This window comes from Pseudomonas sp. LBUM1652 (genome assembly GCF_059716105.1).
Window position 1 is genome coordinate 4156197 of record NZ_CP166804.1, and the last position, 15112, is coordinate 4171308.

15 protein-coding genes and 3 pseudogenes are annotated in these 15112 nt (G+C 60.1%); 7 read left to right on the plus strand and 11 right to left on the minus strand.

The window, feature by feature from the left end:
* The first annotated feature begins 266 nt into the window (after positions 1 to 266).
* Complete coding sequence (locus ACA069_RS18615) at positions 267 to 1226, plus strand: nucleoside-specific channel-forming protein Tsx (protein ID WP_489881060.1); 960 nt, start codon at positions 267 to 269, stop codon at positions 1224 to 1226.
* A gap of 15 nt (positions 1227 to 1241) precedes the next feature.
* Complete coding sequence (locus tag ACA069_RS18620; RefSeq protein ID WP_497614836.1) at positions 1242 to 2264, plus strand: purine-nucleoside phosphorylase; 1023 nt, start codon at positions 1242 to 1244, stop codon at positions 2262 to 2264.
* Positions 2265 to 2344: 80 nt separating this feature from the next.
* On the opposite strand, the pseudogene ACA069_RS18625 reads toward ACA069_RS18620, so the two are convergent.
* Both ACA069_RS18625 and ACA069_RS18630 read right to left on the minus strand, forming a co-directional pair.
* A pseudogene (locus ACA069_RS18625) lies at positions 2345 to 2590 on the minus strand (quinone oxidoreductase family protein); the annotation flags it as partial.
* 13 nt (positions 2591 to 2603) lie between these two features.
* Positions 2604 to 2699 (minus strand): annotated as a pseudogene (locus ACA069_RS18630) (AraC family transcriptional regulator); the annotation flags it as partial.
* A 145-nt stretch (positions 2700 to 2844) separates the two neighbouring features.
* On the opposite strand from ACA069_RS18630, the gene ACA069_RS18635 reads away from it, so the two are divergent.
* Together ACA069_RS18635 and ACA069_RS18640 are read left to right on the plus strand one after the other, a co-directional pair.
* On the plus strand, positions 2845 to 3072 hold the full coding sequence (locus ACA069_RS18635) for a DUF6555 family protein (protein WP_008081484.1): 228 nt from the start codon (positions 2845 to 2847) through the stop codon (positions 3070 to 3072).
* Between the two features lie 39 nt (positions 3073 to 3111).
* A complete protein-coding gene (locus ACA069_RS18640) occupies positions 3112 to 3384 on the plus strand; it encodes a hypothetical protein (protein WP_401268419.1) in 273 nt (90 codons plus the stop codon).
* 24 nt (positions 3385 to 3408) lie between these two features.
* On the opposite strand, the gene ACA069_RS18645 is transcribed toward ACA069_RS18640, so the two are convergent.
* The 3 genes from ACA069_RS18645 to ACA069_RS18655 form a co-directional block, all read right to left on the minus strand.
* A complete protein-coding gene (locus ACA069_RS18645; protein WP_497614839.1) occupies positions 3409 to 3576 on the minus strand; it encodes a metallothionein in 168 nt (55 codons plus the stop codon).
* A gap of 918 nt (positions 3577 to 4494) precedes the next feature.
* Positions 4495 to 4953: a DMT family transporter gene (locus ACA069_RS18650; protein WP_095191284.1), complete on the minus strand. Its 459-nt coding sequence runs from the start codon at positions 4951 to 4953 to the stop codon at positions 4495 to 4497.
* Positions 4953 to 5438, minus strand: a complete 486-nt coding sequence (locus tag ACA069_RS18655) for a DMT family transporter (protein ID WP_497614841.1) — start codon at positions 5436 to 5438, stop codon at positions 4953 to 4955. Before ACA069_RS18655 ends, ACA069_RS18650 begins: the two co-directional genes overlap by 1 nt.
* A 112-nt stretch (positions 5439 to 5550) precedes the next feature.
* Here ACA069_RS18655 and ACA069_RS18660 point away from each other — a divergent pair, with 112 nt between their 5' ends.
* Positions 5551 to 6486, plus strand: a complete 936-nt coding sequence (locus tag ACA069_RS18660; protein ID WP_497614843.1) for a LysR family transcriptional regulator — start codon at positions 5551 to 5553, stop codon at positions 6484 to 6486.
* 209 nt (positions 6487 to 6695) lie between these two features.
* On the opposite strand, the gene ctpM is transcribed toward ACA069_RS18660, so the two are convergent.
* On the minus strand, positions 6696 to 8378 hold the full coding sequence (gene ctpM, locus ACA069_RS18665; RefSeq protein WP_497614845.1) for a methyl-accepting chemotaxis protein CtpM: 1683 nt from the start codon (positions 8376 to 8378) through the stop codon (positions 6696 to 6698).
* A 101-nt stretch (positions 8379 to 8479) separates the two neighbouring features.
* Positions 8480 to 9796 carry a Na+/H+ antiporter family protein gene (locus tag ACA069_RS18670; protein WP_497614847.1) on the minus strand — a complete coding sequence of 439 codons (1317 nt, stop codon included), beginning with the start codon at positions 9794 to 9796 and terminating at the stop codon, positions 8480 to 8482.
* Positions 9797 to 11372: 1576 nt separating this feature from the next.
* Between ACA069_RS18670 and ACA069_RS18675 the strand changes: the two are divergent.
* Both ACA069_RS18675 and ACA069_RS18680 read left to right on the plus strand, forming a co-directional pair.
* Positions 11373 to 11519: pseudogene (locus ACA069_RS18675) on the plus strand (HAMP domain-containing protein); the annotation flags it as partial.
* 102 nt (positions 11520 to 11621) lie between these two features.
* The gene (locus tag ACA069_RS18680; protein ID WP_497618266.1) at positions 11622 to 12377 is read left to right on the plus strand and encodes a methyl-accepting chemotaxis protein; all 756 of its coding nucleotides are present in this window, start codon (positions 11622 to 11624) and stop codon (positions 12375 to 12377) included.
* Positions 12378 to 12509: 132 nt separating this feature from the next.
* Here the strand turns inward: ACA069_RS18680 and ACA069_RS18685 are convergent, their stop codons facing one another.
* Genes ACA069_RS18685 through ACA069_RS18700 form a run of 4 tightly spaced genes read right to left on the minus strand, consistent with a single transcriptional unit; the run spans position 12510 to position 15111 of the window.
* Positions 12510 to 13823, minus strand: coding sequence for a sensor histidine kinase (locus ACA069_RS18685; protein WP_497614849.1), 1314 nt, complete (start codon positions 13821 to 13823; stop codon positions 12510 to 12512).
* Positions 13820 to 14488, minus strand: a complete 669-nt coding sequence (locus ACA069_RS18690; RefSeq protein ID WP_187677598.1) for a response regulator transcription factor — start codon at positions 14486 to 14488, stop codon at positions 13820 to 13822. The genes ACA069_RS18685 and ACA069_RS18690 overlap by 4 nt, the downstream gene beginning before the upstream one ends.
* A 3-nt stretch (positions 14489 to 14491) precedes the next feature.
* Complete coding sequence (locus tag ACA069_RS18695) at positions 14492 to 14803, minus strand: PepSY domain-containing protein (RefSeq protein ID WP_187677597.1); 312 nt, start codon at positions 14801 to 14803, stop codon at positions 14492 to 14494.
* On the minus strand, positions 14803 to 15111 hold the full coding sequence (locus tag ACA069_RS18700; protein ID WP_187677596.1) for a PepSY domain-containing protein: 309 nt from the start codon (positions 15109 to 15111) through the stop codon (positions 14803 to 14805). Before ACA069_RS18700 ends, ACA069_RS18695 begins: the two co-directional genes overlap by 1 nt.
* Position 15112 lies beyond the last annotated feature (1 nt).

The window sequence follows — 15112 nt, forward strand, 5'->3', positions numbered from 1 at the left end:
AGACGCCCAGACATGGGGCACGGATTAAATGGTGTTAATACTTTAATACTAGCCGCTCTAGGACGAGGGTTTCGGCCAATAGACACGGAGATTTGAACGCACAACATCGCCCTTGTTGGAGCTGCGGCACGCAGCTCCAACAGTGGCAACCGGGAGGAGTTGGTATGGCTTATGCAAACGTTTGCGAACCGTCAATCCCGGCATTTTCGCCACACATCCAGTAGGCCCACAGAATCCGGGCCTTGATCCGCAAAAAAGGACTTTGAATGCACGTCGCTTCCGTTTTTCGCGCCCCGTTTGTGCGCACGTTTGCTGTTTCCCTGCTACTGACCGGCGTTACCGGAGTTCTCAGCCACAGCGCGATGGCGCAACCGGCGCTCCCCGAAGAATCCGCCCAGGGCGAAACCCTCAGCCCCGAAGCCAGTCCGCCGCAAAAAGGTGCGTACCTGTCGGACTGGTACAACCAGGACCTGACCCTGATCGGCAGCAAAGACATCAGCTTCGGCCCGCAGCCGGCCGATGACATCTATCTCGAATACGAGTACTTCGGACGCAAAGGCCCTTTCGAGCTGTACGGCTACATCGACGTGCCGAAGATCTTCAACATCGGTAACAGCCACGACAAAGGCGTGTGGGACCACGGCTCGCCGGTGTTCATGGAACACGAACCGCGCATTTCCATCGACTACCTCGCCGGCCGCAGCCTGGCCATCGGCCCGTTCAAGGAGTGGTACGTCGCGTTCGACTGGATCTACGACCACGGCAGCCGCAAAGAGAACCGCGCCAACACCCTCTACAGCGGCTTCGGTACCGACATCGACACCCATTCGCGGGTCAACCTGTCGGCCAACTTCTACGGGCGCTACCAGTGGGAAAACTACGGCGCCAGCAACGAGTATTCGTGGGACGGCTACCGCGCGCAGCTCAAGTACATCGTGCCCATCGACAAATTCAGCAACGGCGCCTCGCTGACCTACATCGGCTTCACCAACTTCGATTTCGGCTCAGACATGCACAAGGACAACCCGGCGCGCACCGCCAACGCGACGGTGGCGACCAACGTCTTGCTGTACTCGTTCACCCATTTGCGCTTTACCCTGGTCGGGCGTTATTTCCACAATGGCGGTAACTGGGAAGACGGCAGTGAGCTGAATTTCGGCGACGGTAACTTCCGCGCGCGTTCCAACGGCTGGGGTTACTACGCCGGCATCGGTTATCAGTTCTGAAATCAGGAGATTTTTATGCAAGCAATGATGCGAGTTTCACTGGCCGCTGCCGCCCTGCTCTCTTCCACCGCATGGGCTAGCGATTCGCCAATCCAGCCCAAAGTCGTGCTGATCACCATGTTCGCCCCCGAGGCGCAGCACTGGATCGATCGCCTTGAGCTCAAACAGGAAATCCGCGTGCCGGGCCTGTCCGCCGAGTACCCGAGCATCCGCTGCAACACGCAGCAGGTGTGCCTGCTGACCACCGGCATGGGCCAGACCAACGCGGCCGCCTCGACGCTGGCACTGGCCATGTCGCCGAAATTCGACCTGCGCAAAAGCTACTTCCTGATCGCCGGCATCGCCGGGATCAGCCCCAAACACGGGACCATCGGCACCGCCGCGTGGGCGCACTATCTGGTGGAGTTCGGCACGCAGTGGGAGCTGGATTCCCGTGATGCGCCCTCGACCTGGCCGACCGGCTACATCGGCATCAACACCAAAGGCCCGAACGAAAAACCGCCGCTGGATTACAAGACCGAAGTCTTCGAACTCAATCCGACATTGCAGGCCAAGGCCTTCGCCCTGAGCCACAAGGTCGGACTGAGCGAGAGCAAGGAATCCACCGCTTGGCGTTTGAAGTACCCGTCAGCGCCCGCCAACCAACCGCCAGTCGTCACCCGTTGCGACACACTGGCGGGCAACACCTGGTTTTCCGGCACACGCCTGAGTGAACGGGCCGAGGTCTGGACCAAATTGCTGACCGACAACAAGGGCGAGTACTGCACGACGCAACAGGAAGACAACTCCACCTACGAAGCCCTGCTGCGCGCCAGCCGTGAAGGACTCGTCGATGTGCAACGCCTGGCCGTAGTGCGCGCCGGCTCCGACTTCGACCGTCCTGAACCGGGCGGTAGTGAAGTGGATAATTTGCTGAAATACGCCGATCAGGGCGGCTTTGTCCCTGCCCTTGAAAACCTCTATCGCACCGGCAATCCGCTGGTGCAGGACATCCTCAAAAACTGGTCTGCCTGGGAAAACGGCGTACCTCAATCCTGAAATCCTTGCGGAGCAACTGTAGGAGCGAGCCTGCTCGCGATAGCGGTGTTTCAGTCACCCATGCATCAACTGACACTCCGCTATCGCGCAAGTCCCTCGGCCAGCGGTGCTTCGACCAGACCTTGCGGCAACGGCAGCAAGTCTTCATCGAAGAACCGGCCGAACTGTTCCAGCATGGCCGCGCACGCTTCAACGCCGTACAGCAGCGAATTGATCCCGACCACCGAACCGCCCTTGCGATACAACGCCAGTGCTGGCAACTGCACATGGCCGTCCACCGGCGCGGCAATGATCGCGATGCGACCGAACGCGGCCAGTGCCGGCACCGGCATTTTCCGCGTGCTGCTCGATATACAAACCACGCGGATACGTGCGCGCCAGCGGCTGAACGGGCACATCGGTGTCACTGAGATCGGGCGGCGCGGCGAGGGCCATGGCGAGCATTCATTGGGGTTGGCGAAGACGCCATGGTAACCAGTGCGTCAGTGCGTCGCCTTTGATAGATACCGTCGGACAATCCGAGTGAATTTTCCCGGTGCGCTGCGATCCTTCTATTACCACAGGGAGGAATACGGGCTTTATGAACAACGCAAAACTCTACGTCATCGAATACACCCTTCACGGCACGCCCAAGTCGTTCATTATCCGCTCGGACAAAATGGACAACGCCGAGGCGTGGCACTGGGCGAGTTGCGACGCGGGCGTGGGTCGAATCCCGCGTTTCGGCCGCGAAAAAGTACAGAAGACCAGCAAACCGATGGCGGAAAAATTCGGTGTGGAAAACGTTGTCTGGCGACCGACTAGCTAAGCTTTGCGCAGCGATCGGGATCATTCGGGGGAATGCACAATGAGCCACATCAGCAGTCCGGCGCATCTGGATTACGGCCTGGACACATTGTTCGGACGTATCACCAAAAGTGTCGATTGTGAGGTGGGGCTTGAAGCCGTCGAACATGATCCGTATTGCTTTGCTCTGAGAGTGCCGGCACCGTTTCCTGAAAATCTTGATCAAGCGAAAACCGTGGTAGTCAGGGTTGAGGGGCGACGACTGCAAGGAACAGTCCGGCATACGGAACGGCTGGAGGATGAAAGTCTGAAACTGGAAGTGGAGCCTGATTAGGCTCCGCTTTTTTATGGGCGGTCGTCAGCCGTGGGCGCATTTACAGGCCTTGCTTGAGCACTCCTCACCGTTTTTGTGATGGTTGGCACAGCCTTCGCAGCAGTAGTGCTTGCCGTGGCGCGCGATCGGATGCTCGCCGAGCTTGCAGTTGCATTTAGTACAGTCACAGTTGCTTGCAGAAGTTACAGGCATGGGACAGACTCCTTCAGTGGTGGTTGTCTGAGGCTTGAAGGGCAAGCCGTAGGAATCAGTGTAGGAGCTGCCGAAGGCTCGGGCCGCGATCGGACGATCTTTTGATTTTGTTTGGGGGGTTGGGGGGTTGGGGGGCATATCCGTTGCTGCGGTAACGGCTGCTTAGGGTTCCGCCCTTACGGCGGGTCACTTTTTCCAGACGCCGAAAAAGTAACCAAAAAGGCTGCCCCCTGACGTACGGCACTTCGCTGAGGCTCAGTGTTCCCTCGCTACGGTGTCCATCCGGGGGCATCGCCTCCGGTTTGCTTCGCTGCACCTCCTCTCGATGTGTGCGGCTTCGCCGCACGGCGCTGCGCGCCTACCCCCCGGATGAACACCTTCGCTCGGCCTGCCGATGGGCTGAAGAGCAAGAGCAAGAGCAAGATCAAAAGCCAAAGCCAAAGCCAAAGCAGATCAAAAGATCGTCCGATCGCGGCCCGAGTCGTCGGCACTCCTACAGGGAATGTGTAGACCCGCCAGAGCCTGGTCGGCTATCAGGCCGCGATCGCTGGCAAGCCAGCTCCCACAAGAAAACGAGTACACCCCGCACGCGGCGCATGCCGCCCCACTCAACACAATGAGCGCAAGCTCGAGTACCGCTCTTGATCTCAAACGCCCGTCGGCAGGCTGAGTGGAGGGATTGATCCGGGGGTGGGAGCGCAGCGACCGTTTGGCGCAGCCAAACACATCGAGAGGAGGTGCAGCGAAGCAAACCGGAGGCGATGCGCCCGGATCAATCCCGGAGCGAAGGAACCCGAGCCACAGCGAGGGCCGTACGTCAGGGCAAGCCTTTTTGGTTACTTTTTCGGCGTCTGGAAAAAGTGACCCGCCGTAAGGGCGGAACCCTAAGTCGCCCTCACAAAAATAACGGATATGTACTCAGTCAGAAGAGCGAACACTACTGCGATACATAAACACCAAAGCCAACCCCAAACAAACCATCGCCAAAATCCGACTCGAAGAAAGATCGATCGCCGGATTCCCCAACCAACCAAAATTATCAATCAACATCCCCATCCCCAACTGCCCGACAATCACCGCCACCGTCGCCACCGCCGTACCAATCCGTGGCACAGCGCCGACCATCACAATCATGTAAACCACCCCGAACAACGCACCACTGAGCTGCCATTTCGGCACATCAAGCAAACTCACGGCATGGGCCGGTTCAAAAAACAGAATCAACAACCCCGTAACCAACGCCCCCACGGCAAACGTCAGCAAACTACTGCGCAAAACCCCAACGGTTTCACCCAGACGCCCATTGATCGCGGCCTGAACACTCAACACCGCGCCTGCCGCGACTACCACGGCCAACAAAATAATCAGATTCATCATCAACCCCGAGCAATCAAGACAAGTGCCGCCACAATCAAGCCCAACGCCAGCCACCGCTCAGCGTTGACCTTCTTGCGCGTCGCCCCGAACCAGCCGAAATGGTCAATCAACACACTCTTGCCCACCTGCCCCGACAGAATCGCGATCATCGTCATGGCGATACCGATATGCGGCGTGGCCAACGTCAGCACCACCACATACATCGGCCCCAAAAACCCGCCGATCAACTGCCAGCGCGGCAATGTGTTCAGCGCCGGTCCTTGTTGCGGGCCGCTGAACAACAGCAGCAAAAACAGAATCGCCGCCCCAACGCCGAAAATGCTCAAGGTCGCCCACAAATGTCCGACCTGCACCCCCAGCGGCCCGAGCAACCCGGCCTCTACCGACAGCCCCATGCCCGCCAGAATCACCAGCGGCAGTAACAACAATCGCAACCCCGGTTTCGCCACCGGCGGCGCAACACTCACCTCATCCAACGTCTGCATAACTAAAACCCACGCAAATAATCGATGGCGCGGATTATCGACTGGCGGCGCTTTGCGATAAATGGGAGCATCCGGACAACACTTTTGCGTAACTCGCACAGCAGGATGATTCATGCACGGGCTCAACGAACTCGGATTCAAGGCACTCAGGCTATTTGTGGCGGTGCTAGACCACGGCAGTTTCTCCGAAGTCGCCCGCCGCGAAGGCGTGGCGCCCTCGTCGATTTCCCGGCAGATTCAGTTGATGGAGCAGGCGCTCAACCAGCAATTGCTCTACCGCCACACCCGCGCGGTCACACCGACCGAGGCCGGGCGCATGCTCGGCCATCATGCGCGGTTGGTGCTGGTGCAACTGGAAGAAGCCGAACAGGCGTTGCAGGAGCAGCAAAGCGAACCCACCGGCCTTGTACGAATCAACGCCCCAGTGGTGTTCGGCCAGCGCCATCTGACGCCGTGGCTGGGCCAGTTGTGCGCGCGTTATCCGAAGTTGCAACTGGATATCCAGCAGACTGACCACTACGTCGACCCGTTGCAGGAAGGTGCGGACCTGCTGTTCCGCATCGGCCCGTTGCATGATTCGAGCATGCAGGCGCGGATTCTGGCGCCACATCGCTTTCAAGTCGCGGCCAGCCCCGCTTACCTCAAACGTCACGGCACACCGCAACACCCCGACGAACTCGCGCAGCATCAATGCCTGGCCTACAAAGGCGCGACCGGTCAGCAGCGCTGGTTTTTCCGTCGTGACGGGCAGGACTGGACGCCCTACTCGGTCAAGGGCCCGATCACCGGCAACCACGCCGATACCCTCACCCAAGCCGCCGAGCAAGGTCTGGGGCTGGTGATGTTTCCGTCGTGGCTGATTGGCGAAGCGGTGCGCGAAGGCACGCTGGTGCCGGTGCTGAGGGAATATCAGGTATCGAACAGTCTGGAGCCGCAGCAGATTGCGGTGCTGTGGCCGGGGAGTCGTCGGTTGTCGGTGAAGGTGCGGACGGTGATTGATTTCTTCATCGAATGTTTCGGTGAAGTGCCTTATTGGGACAGGCCTTGAGAGGTTGAAGATCAAGAGCCCCTCACCCTGGCCCTCTCCCGGAGGGAGAGGGGACTGACCGAGGTGTCTTGCGTCATGCATCGACCTGAAAGATTGAGTCGATTATGGATTCGGTATAGCAGGTTCAAGTCGCCGTACATCCTCAATATCCCCCGATCAGTCCCCTCTCCCTTCGGGAGAGGGTTAGGGTGAGGGGCTTTCCCTGACACTCAGATACGGAACTGCCCAACCAGTTTGCCCAGTCGCTGCCCCAGATCCGCCAGACTGCGCGAAGTCTGCGCCCCCAACTGAGTCTCATCCGCCACGCTGTCCACCGCCACCGCAATCTGATGCACGCTGCGGTTGATCTCTTCGGCCACCGCCGTCTGCTCTTCCGCCGCACTGGCAATCTGCGCGTTCATCGAGTTGATCGTCGCGATCAATTCCGCCATCGCATCCAGCGACGCCCCCGCCTGATTGGCCTGCTGCGAGGTGCCATCACCCGCCTCGCTGGAACGGCGCATCGCTTCCACCGCCGACTGCGTGCCCGCCTGCAAGCGATCAATCATCCCCTGAATTTCCTGAGTACTGATCTGCGTGCGACTGGCCAGCGCCCGCACTTCATCGGCCACCACGGCAAATCCGCGCCCGGCCTCACCGGCCCGCGCGGCTTCAATGGCGGCGTTCAAGGCCAGCAGGTTGGTCTGTTCGGCAATCGAACGAATCACCCCCAGCACGCCGACAATCGAACTCACGTCCTGCTGCAAACTGTCCAGCGACACACCGCTGCTGCGGATGTCATCCACCAGCGCATGAATCTGTTTGATGCTGCCGGCCACCACGCGTTTGGCGCTCTGCCCTTCTTCGTCGGTCTGTTGGGCCGCGACCGCAGCGTTTTGCGCGCTCTTGGCGACTTCCTGGGCGGCGGCAGACATTTCGTTGATCGCCGTGGCCACCTGATCAGTCTCGTGGCGCTGGCGCTCCATGGCTTGATCCGAACGCTGGGCCTGATCCGACACCTGCGTCACCAGCCCGGTCAGTTGCGTGGTCATCTCGGTGATCTGCCGCACCAGGCCGTGGATCTTGTCGACGAAACGGTTGAACGAGCCGGCCAGTTCACCGAGTTCGTCCTGGCTGGTGATGTTCAAACGACGGGTCAAATCGCCCTCGCCCGCCGCAATGTCGTCGAGGTTGGCTTTCATCAGAGTCAGTGGACGCAGAATAGTGTTGGCCAGCAGCATCCCCGCCGCCGCGATCACCAACAGCACCACCACCGCCACGCCGACGATGCTGAAGATCACGCCCTGCATACGTTCCTGCACCTGCGCTTCAACCTGCGCCACCTGCGCTTCGATGCCGTCAAGGTTGACCGAGGTACCGACCGCCATGTCCCATTTCGCCAGGTATTCGGTGTAACCGAGTTTCGGCACCAGCACCTTGGCGTTGCCCGGCAACGGCGAGCTGTATTGCAGATAGTGGGTGCCGTCCTTCGCCACTTTCACCAGACCGAGGTTGACGTAAATCCCGTTCGGGTCGCGGTTGTCCTTGAAGCTTTTACCCACGCCTTCCGGGTCGTTGGCCTTGAACAGGCGCACGGTCTCGGAGTCGTAGCCGAAGAAGTAGCCGTCCTTGCCGTAGCGAATGCCCGACAGCAGTTTGATCGCCTGCGCGCGCGACTCGGCATCACCGGGGGCGGCAGCGTCATATAGCGGTTTGATCGTGGTCATGGCCACGGCGACGTAACTTTGCAGAGTGGCCTTGGCGTCGCCGAGCAGGCGTTCGCGGGTCTGTTCGACCTCTTTGTGCGCCTGTTCCTGGAGGATGAACAGCGTGGTCAGGCTGATGACCAGCGCAAAGAGCAATACCGGGAGAACGGCAAGGGACAGGACTTTGGCCTTGAGACTCAAGCGCATGGGGGAAGCTCACTCTTTTGATTTTATTGGCGTGATTAAAGGCTTTAACGGCACGCCAGATCAAAAGTTGAGTCAGCAATTCCCCCCAATCCCCTGTGGGTTCAGAGAACCATCGCGGCCACCCAGCCGAATGCCAGCAATGGCAAGTTGTAATGCAGGAAGGTCGGCACCACGGTATCCCAGATGTGGTGATGCTGGCCGTCGATGTTCAGGCCGGAGGTCGGGCCAAGGGTCGAATCCGAGGCGGGCGAACCGGCGTCGCCCAGCGCGCCGGCGGTGCCGACAATGCAGACGATGGCCAGCGGACTAAAGCCTAATTGCACGCACAACGGCACGAAAATCGCAGCCAGAATCGGTACGGTGGAGAACGACGAACCGATGCCCATGGTCACCAGCAGCCCCACCAGCAGCATCAGCAACGCGCCAACACCCTTGTTGTGATTGATCCACGACGCCGACGACTCGACCAGTGTCTGCACCTGTCCGGTGGCCTTCATCACTTCGGCAAACCCGGAGGCGGCGATCATGATAAAGCCGATCATTGCCATCATTTTCATGCCTTCGGTGAACAGATCATCGGTCTCGCGCCACTTGACGATGCCCGATACCGAGAAGATCAGGAAGCCGGCCAGCGCGCCGATAATCATCGAGTCCAGCAGCAGTTGAACGATGAACGCCGCCGCGATGGCCACACCGGCAATCATCAGACTCATCGGGTTGTACTGCACGACCACCTGCTCGACCTGCTCGATCTTCGTCAGGTCGTAAACACGCTTTTTGCGGTAGCTGATGAACGCCATCGCCAGGCCGAACACCATGCCCAGCGCCGGAATGCACATGGCGTGAGTGACGTTGACGCCGCTGATGTCGACACCACTGCGGGCGACGTTGGCCAACAGGATTTCATTGAGGAAAATGTTGCCAAAACCCACCGGCAGGAACATGTACGGCGTGATCAGGCCGAACGTCATGACGCAAGCGATCAACCGACGATCCAGTTGCAGCTTGGTCAGCACATATAAAAGCGGCGGCACCAGCAGCGGAATGAACGCGATGTGGATCGGCAAGATGTTCTGCGAGGCAATCGCCACCACCCACAACAGGCCGATCAGCAGCCATTTGACGCTGCCACCACCGGTCGAGTGCTGACGGTCGACCATGGCCAGTGCCTTGTCGGCCAGCGCGTGGGCCAGGCCGGACTTGGCAATCGCCACAGCGAAAGCGCCGAGCAACGCGTAGGACAACGCCACCGTCGCCCCGCCGCCCAGACCGCTGTTGAACGCCTTGAGCGTGGCGTCGATGCCCAGACCACCGGTAAGGCCGCCGACCAATGCACCGACGATCAAGGCGATCACCACGTGCACGCGGGACAGGCTGAGGATCAGCATGACGCCGACCGCAGCAATCACTGCATTCATTTCACTACCTCAAAAACACTGCGGTGGACAATTCACCGCCAGACAGGATGAGTCCGCCCTTGAAGCACCGGCGGATTTGCAAAGAGGGTCTTATTAGAAGGGCGCGCACTGTGCCGCAGAGTGGCGGCGGTGTCAAAACAACTGCCCATTATCCAGGGCCAGGCACAATCTTTGTGGTGAGGGGATTTATCCCCGATGGGTGGCGAAGCCGCCCCCCTGCATTCTTACAGGCACACCGCATTTGCGGGTTTTGCGACTGCTGCGCAGCCGGTCGGGGATAAATCCCCTCACCACAGGTTTTGTGTTTACCCCAAACAGGGTTTCCAGCCTCCGCATGCGGCAATCGGCCCTATTGTGTTTCCAGCATAAAGAAAGCCGAAACGCGGCCGTTACAGTGCAAAGTCTCAGATATTTATCGAATAAGGATGTTTCCATGTCGCTCAGACAACTTTCCATCCAATGGAAAATCACCCTGCTTGCCGGGCTTTGCCTGGCCGGTATCGTGACCCTGTTGGTGGGTCTTTCGCTGTATCGCATGGAGCACAGTTCCGAACTGGTGAAAGCTTCGAGCATGGAGATGCTCACTGAATCGGCGCAGGCGCGCATCGAGTCTCAGGGCGAGGTGCAAGCGGCGGGCATTCGCCAGCAGTTCATGGACGCTTATCAGTACGGCCACGGTTTTTCGCGTCAGGTGCTGTTCCTGCGTGAACAGGCCGAGAAACGCTTCCTCGATGCCTTCGACCTGCGCGAAGACATGACCCGTCAGGTCAAGTCAGCCCTGCAAGCCAACCCTGACTTGCTCGGCCTGTCGCTGGTGTTCGAAGCCAACGCACTGGACGGCAAGGACGAATTGTTCGCCGGCCAGGCCGAACTGGGCAGCAACGACAAGGGCCGCTTCGCCCTGTACTGGTCGCAACCGACCCCGGGCAAAGTCACCTCGATGGCCCTGCCGGAAAGCGACATGGCCGACACCAGCACCGGCCCCAGCGGTCAGGCGGCCAACGCCTGGTTTACCTGCCCGCGTACCACGCTCAAACCGTGCGTGATTGAACCGTACTTTTATGTGATCGATGGCCAGAACGTGCTGATGACCAGCATCGTCTTCCCGCTGATGGTCAACGGCAAAGTCATCGCCTCGCTGTCGGTGGACATCAACCTCAACAGCCTGCAAGCGATCAGTCAGGGCGCGAGCAAAAAGCTCTACGACGGTCAGACCGCCGTGAGCATCATCAGCCCGGTCGGCCTGCTCGCCGGTTACAGCCCGGACGCCGGCAAACTCAGCCAGCGCCTGGATGCCGTGGACAAGACCAGCGGCGCCGAGCTGTTGCGTATGCTGTCGTCGAGCGCCAGCGTCAGCAGCCTGCACAGCAACGGCCAGTTGAAAGTACTGTCGCCGTTCCAGCCGATTCCCGGCGGGCCGTCGTGGGCGGTGTTGCTGGATGTGCCGGAAAAAGTGCTGGTGGAGCGCGCCGAAGCACTCAAGCAGCAACTGGATGCGAGCAACACCTCGGGCACGCTGATCGAATTGAGCCTCGGTGTACTCGCCGCGCTGGTCGGCCTGCTGTTGGTGTGGCTGATGGCGCGCAGCGTGACCAAACCGATCCTCGGCGTCGCGCACATGCTCGAAGACATCGCCAGCGGCGAAGGTGATCTGACCCGACGTCTGACCTATGACAAGAAGGATGAACTGGGTCAACTGGCCGGTTGGTTCAACAAGTTCCTCGACAAGTTGCAGCCGATCATCGCCGAGGTGAAACGCTCGGTGCAGGACGCGCGCAACACCGCCGACCAGTCTTCGGCGATCGCCACTCAGACCAGCGCCGGCATGGAACAGCAATACCGTCAGGTCGATCAGGTTGCGACCGCCTCCCACGAAATGAGCGCCACGGCACAGGACGTCGCCCGCAGCGCCGCGCAAGCAGCGGAAGCGGCCAAGGATGCCGATCGCGCCACCCGCCAGGGCCTGACTGTGATCGACCGCACCACCGCCAGCATCGACACCCTCGCCGCCGACATGAGCGCGGCGATGGCTCAGGTCGAAGGTCTGGCCGCCAACAGCGAAAAGATCGGCGCCGTGCTGGAAACCATCCGCGCCATCGCCGAGCAGACCAACCTGTTGGCACTCAACGCAGCCATCGAAGCGGCGCGTGCCGGTGAGGCCGGACGTGGTTTCGCCGTGGTCGCCGACGAAGTCCGCAACCTCGCCCGCCGCACGCAGGAGTCGGTGGAAGAAACCCGTCAGGTGATTGAGCAACTGCAAAGCGGCACGCAGGATGTGGTCGGTTCGATGGGCAACAGCCATCGTCAGGCCCAGGGCAGCGTCGAGCAGGTTGGCCAAGCGGTGACCGCATTGCGACAGATTGGTGATGCAGTGACGGTGATCAGCGACATGAACCTGCAGATCGCCAGTGCCGCCGAAGAGCAAAGCGCGGTGGCTGAGGAGATCAACAACAACGTGGCGACGATTCGCGATGTGACGGAGTCGTTGTCGGAGCAGGCGAATGAGTCGGCGCGGGTGAGCCAGTCGCTGAACAGCCTGGCGAATCAGCAGCAGAGTTTGATGGATCAGTTCCGGGTCTGACGGCCCATTGCAAAACCCAATGTGGGAGCGAGCCTGCTCGCGAAAGCGGTGTGTCAGTAAACGATGATGTGTCTGACCCACCGCATTCGCGAGCAGGCTCGCTCCCACAAGGGATTGGTGGTGTTTGGGTGATCAGCGTTTAGGCAACTCGATCACCACCTTCAACCCGCCCCACTCGCTCTCGCCCAACACCAACAACCCACCCCACGTATCGACGATATCGCGCACGATCCCCAATCCCAGACCATGCCCATGGGTCTGTTCATCTAGCCGTGTCCCTCGGCTGAATACCTGAGCGCGCTGCTCTTCGGGAATCCCCGGCCCGTCATCTTCCACGCTCAGGGCAAAGCCGTCGGTTCGTTCAATCACACTCAAGCGCACTTCGGCATCCGCCCACTTGCAGGCGTTGTCCAGCAGGTTGCCGAGCAACTCGAGCAAATCCTCACGATCCCACGGCAATTGCAGCCCCGGCGGCGCCACATAGCTCAACGCCAGATGTTCGCCGTGGATCATGTTCAACGTCGCCAACAACCCCGGCAGTTCCGCGTCGCAATCAAACAGCGCACCCGGCAGCGCATCGCCGGACAGCCGTGCGCGATTGAGCTCGCGGTTAAGTCGCTGCTGCACTTGTTCCAGTTGTTCCTTGAGGATATTGCGTAGCTCGGGATGGCCATCGAGTTTTTCGCTCGATGCCAGACTCAACAGCACCGCCAACGGTGTCTTCAGCGCATGGCCCAGATTGCCCAAGGCATTGCGCGAACGCTTGAGGCTGTCTTCGGTGTGCGCGAGCAAATGGTTGATCTGCGCCACCAGCGGCTCCAGCTCCACCGGCACCTGATCGTCGAGTTGCGAACGCTGGCCCTGTTGCAGCTGGGCGATTTGTTCGCGGGCCTTTTCCAGCGGCTTCAGGGCGCGGCGCACGGTCAGCCGTTGCAAAAACAGAATCAGCAACAACCCGGCCAATCCCAAGCCAAGGCCGATCTGGCGCATACGCTGGAAACTCTCGCGCACGGGGGTGTAATCCTGGGCGACGCTGATCGATATCGATTGCCCCAGCCGCCGATAGTCCGAACGCAGCACCAGCAACTGCTGACCGTCCGGCCCCAATTGCAGGTTGCTGTGCAGGCCAGGGCGTTCAAGCAGCGGCAGATCCTGATCCCACAACGAGCGCGAGCGCCAATGGCTCTCGGCAAAGTCGATGCGGAAATAATGCCCGGAAAACGGCCGCTGATAGGCCGGCGACAAGTGTCGCTCATCCAGTTGCAAACCCTGCGGCCCGCGCACCAGCGCCACCAGCAGGCTCTCGCTGTCGTTACGCAACCCGGCTTCGAGGTAGCGCTGCAAACCCATTTCAAACAACCACAGACTGGTTTGCGCCAGCACCAGGCCGACGACCACCATCACGCTGATCAACCCCAGGCTCAAGCGGCGCTGGATTGATCTCACGAAGCTTGCCCGCCGAACAGGTAACCCTGGCCGCGACGGGTTTCGATCACGCTTTTGCCGAGTTTACGGCGCAGGTGATTGACGTGGACTTCGAGGACGTTGGAGTCGCGCTCGGTCTCACCGTCGTAGAGGTGTTCGGCGAGGTGGCTTTTGGAGAGGATCTGTTCCGGATGCAGCATGAAATAGCGCAGCAGGCGAAATTCGGCGGCGGTCAGCAGAATGTCCGCACCGTCGCGGGTCACGCATTGGCGGCCCTCGTCCAGATGAAGGCCGGCAGCCTTTAGCGTGCTTTGATTGGCCTGGCCCTTGGAGCGACGCAGCAACGACTGAACGCGCAGGTGCAGCTCTTCGGGGTGAAACGGTTTGGTCAGGTAATCGTCGGCGCCAGCCTTGAGGCCTTCGATACGTTCGGCCCAGGAATCGCGCGCCGTCAGGATCAACACCGGAATCGCCAGACCGCCCGCGCGCCATTGCGCCAGCACTTCAAGCCCCGGTACACCGGGCAGGCCGAGGTCGAGGATGATCAGGTCATAGGGCTCGCTGCTGCCCTGATACACCGCATCGCGGCCGTCCGCCAGCCAATCCACCGCATAGCCTTGGCGTTGCAGGCCCGCGATCAATTCGTCGGCCAGCGGTACGTGGTCTTCCACCAGAAGCAAACGCATCGATCAATCTTCCTTGTCTTTCACGAGTTCACCGGTATCGGCTTTCAGGTGCAGCTCACGCGCAACACCCTCGGCCGTCAGCAACTCGACTTCATAAATGTAGACGTCGTGTTTCTCTTCCAGCTCGACTTCCAGCAGTTTCGCCCCGGGATAGCGATCCATGGCCTGCTGCAGCACTTGCTCCAGCGGCAGAATCACCCCGCGCTCACGCAGCTTCAGGGCTTCGTCCTGATCGAGGTCGCGAGCCATCGCAGCCGAGCAGAAAATCACAAGCGCCAACGCAGTGCGACTGGTGGCGCGAACATTCACCTTCATTACGTATCCTGATGATCCTTGAGAACCTGCCCGCTGACCGCGTCTAATTCCAGATCCCACTCCAGCCCCTGCGGATCACGCATTTCGACCTGGTAGATGTACTTGCCGTACTCTTCTTCCAGCTCGGTTTCGGTGATCGTTGAACCCGGGTGTTTGGCCAGTGCCGTGGCATTGAGCTTCTCGAAGGAGACGATAGTACCAGCGTCGCGCAGACGCAGGGCTTCATCGGGTCCCAGATCGCGAGCGTGAGCGAGGCTGGCGGTGAGGCCGAGGATCGAGGCGAGGGAAAGGGCAGTCAGGGTTTTCATG

Excerpts from the sequence above, each read along its gene's own strand:
- ACA069_RS18615 (WP_489881060.1), top strand. The coding sequence starts at position 267 with ATGCACGTCGCTTCCGTTTTTCGCGCCCCGTTTGTGCGCACGTTTGCT.
- ACA069_RS18620 (WP_497614836.1), top strand. The coding sequence starts at position 1,242 with ATGCAAGCAATGATGCGAGTTTCACTGGCCGCTGCCGCCCTGCTCTCT.
- ACA069_RS18635 (WP_008081484.1), top strand. The coding sequence starts at position 2,845 with ATGAACAACGCAAAACTCTACGTCATCGAATACACCCTTCACGGCACG.
- ACA069_RS18640 (WP_401268419.1), top strand. The coding sequence starts at position 3,112 with ATGAGCCACATCAGCAGTCCGGCGCATCTGGATTACGGCCTGGACACA.
- ACA069_RS18645 (WP_497614839.1), bottom strand. The coding sequence starts at position 3,576 with ATGCCTGTAACTTCTGCAAGCAACTGTGACTGTACTAAATGCAACTGC.
- ACA069_RS18650 (WP_095191284.1), bottom strand. The coding sequence starts at position 4,953 with ATGATGAATCTGATTATTTTGTTGGCCGTGGTAGTCGCGGCAGGCGCG.
- ACA069_RS18655 (WP_497614841.1), bottom strand. The coding sequence starts at position 5,438 with ATGCAGACGTTGGATGAGGTGAGTGTTGCGCCGCCGGTGGCGAAACCG.
- ACA069_RS18660 (WP_497614843.1), top strand. The coding sequence starts at position 5,551 with ATGCACGGGCTCAACGAACTCGGATTCAAGGCACTCAGGCTATTTGTG.
- ctpM (WP_497614845.1), bottom strand. The coding sequence starts at position 8,378 with ATGCGCTTGAGTCTCAAGGCCAAAGTCCTGTCCCTTGCCGTTCTCCCG.
- ACA069_RS18670 (WP_497614847.1), bottom strand. The coding sequence starts at position 9,796 with ATGAATGCAGTGATTGCTGCGGTCGGCGTCATGCTGATCCTCAGCCTG.
- ACA069_RS18680 (WP_497618266.1), top strand. The coding sequence starts at position 11,622 with ATGGAACAGCAATACCGTCAGGTCGATCAGGTTGCGACCGCCTCCCAC.
- ACA069_RS18690 (WP_187677598.1), bottom strand. The coding sequence starts at position 14,488 with ATGCGTTTGCTTCTGGTGGAAGACCACGTACCGCTGGCCGACGAATTG.
- ACA069_RS18695 (WP_187677597.1), bottom strand. The coding sequence starts at position 14,803 with ATGAAGGTGAATGTTCGCGCCACCAGTCGCACTGCGTTGGCGCTTGTG.
- ACA069_RS18700 (WP_187677596.1), bottom strand. The coding sequence starts at position 15,111 with ATGAAAACCCTGACTGCCCTTTCCCTCGCCTCGATCCTCGGCCTCACC.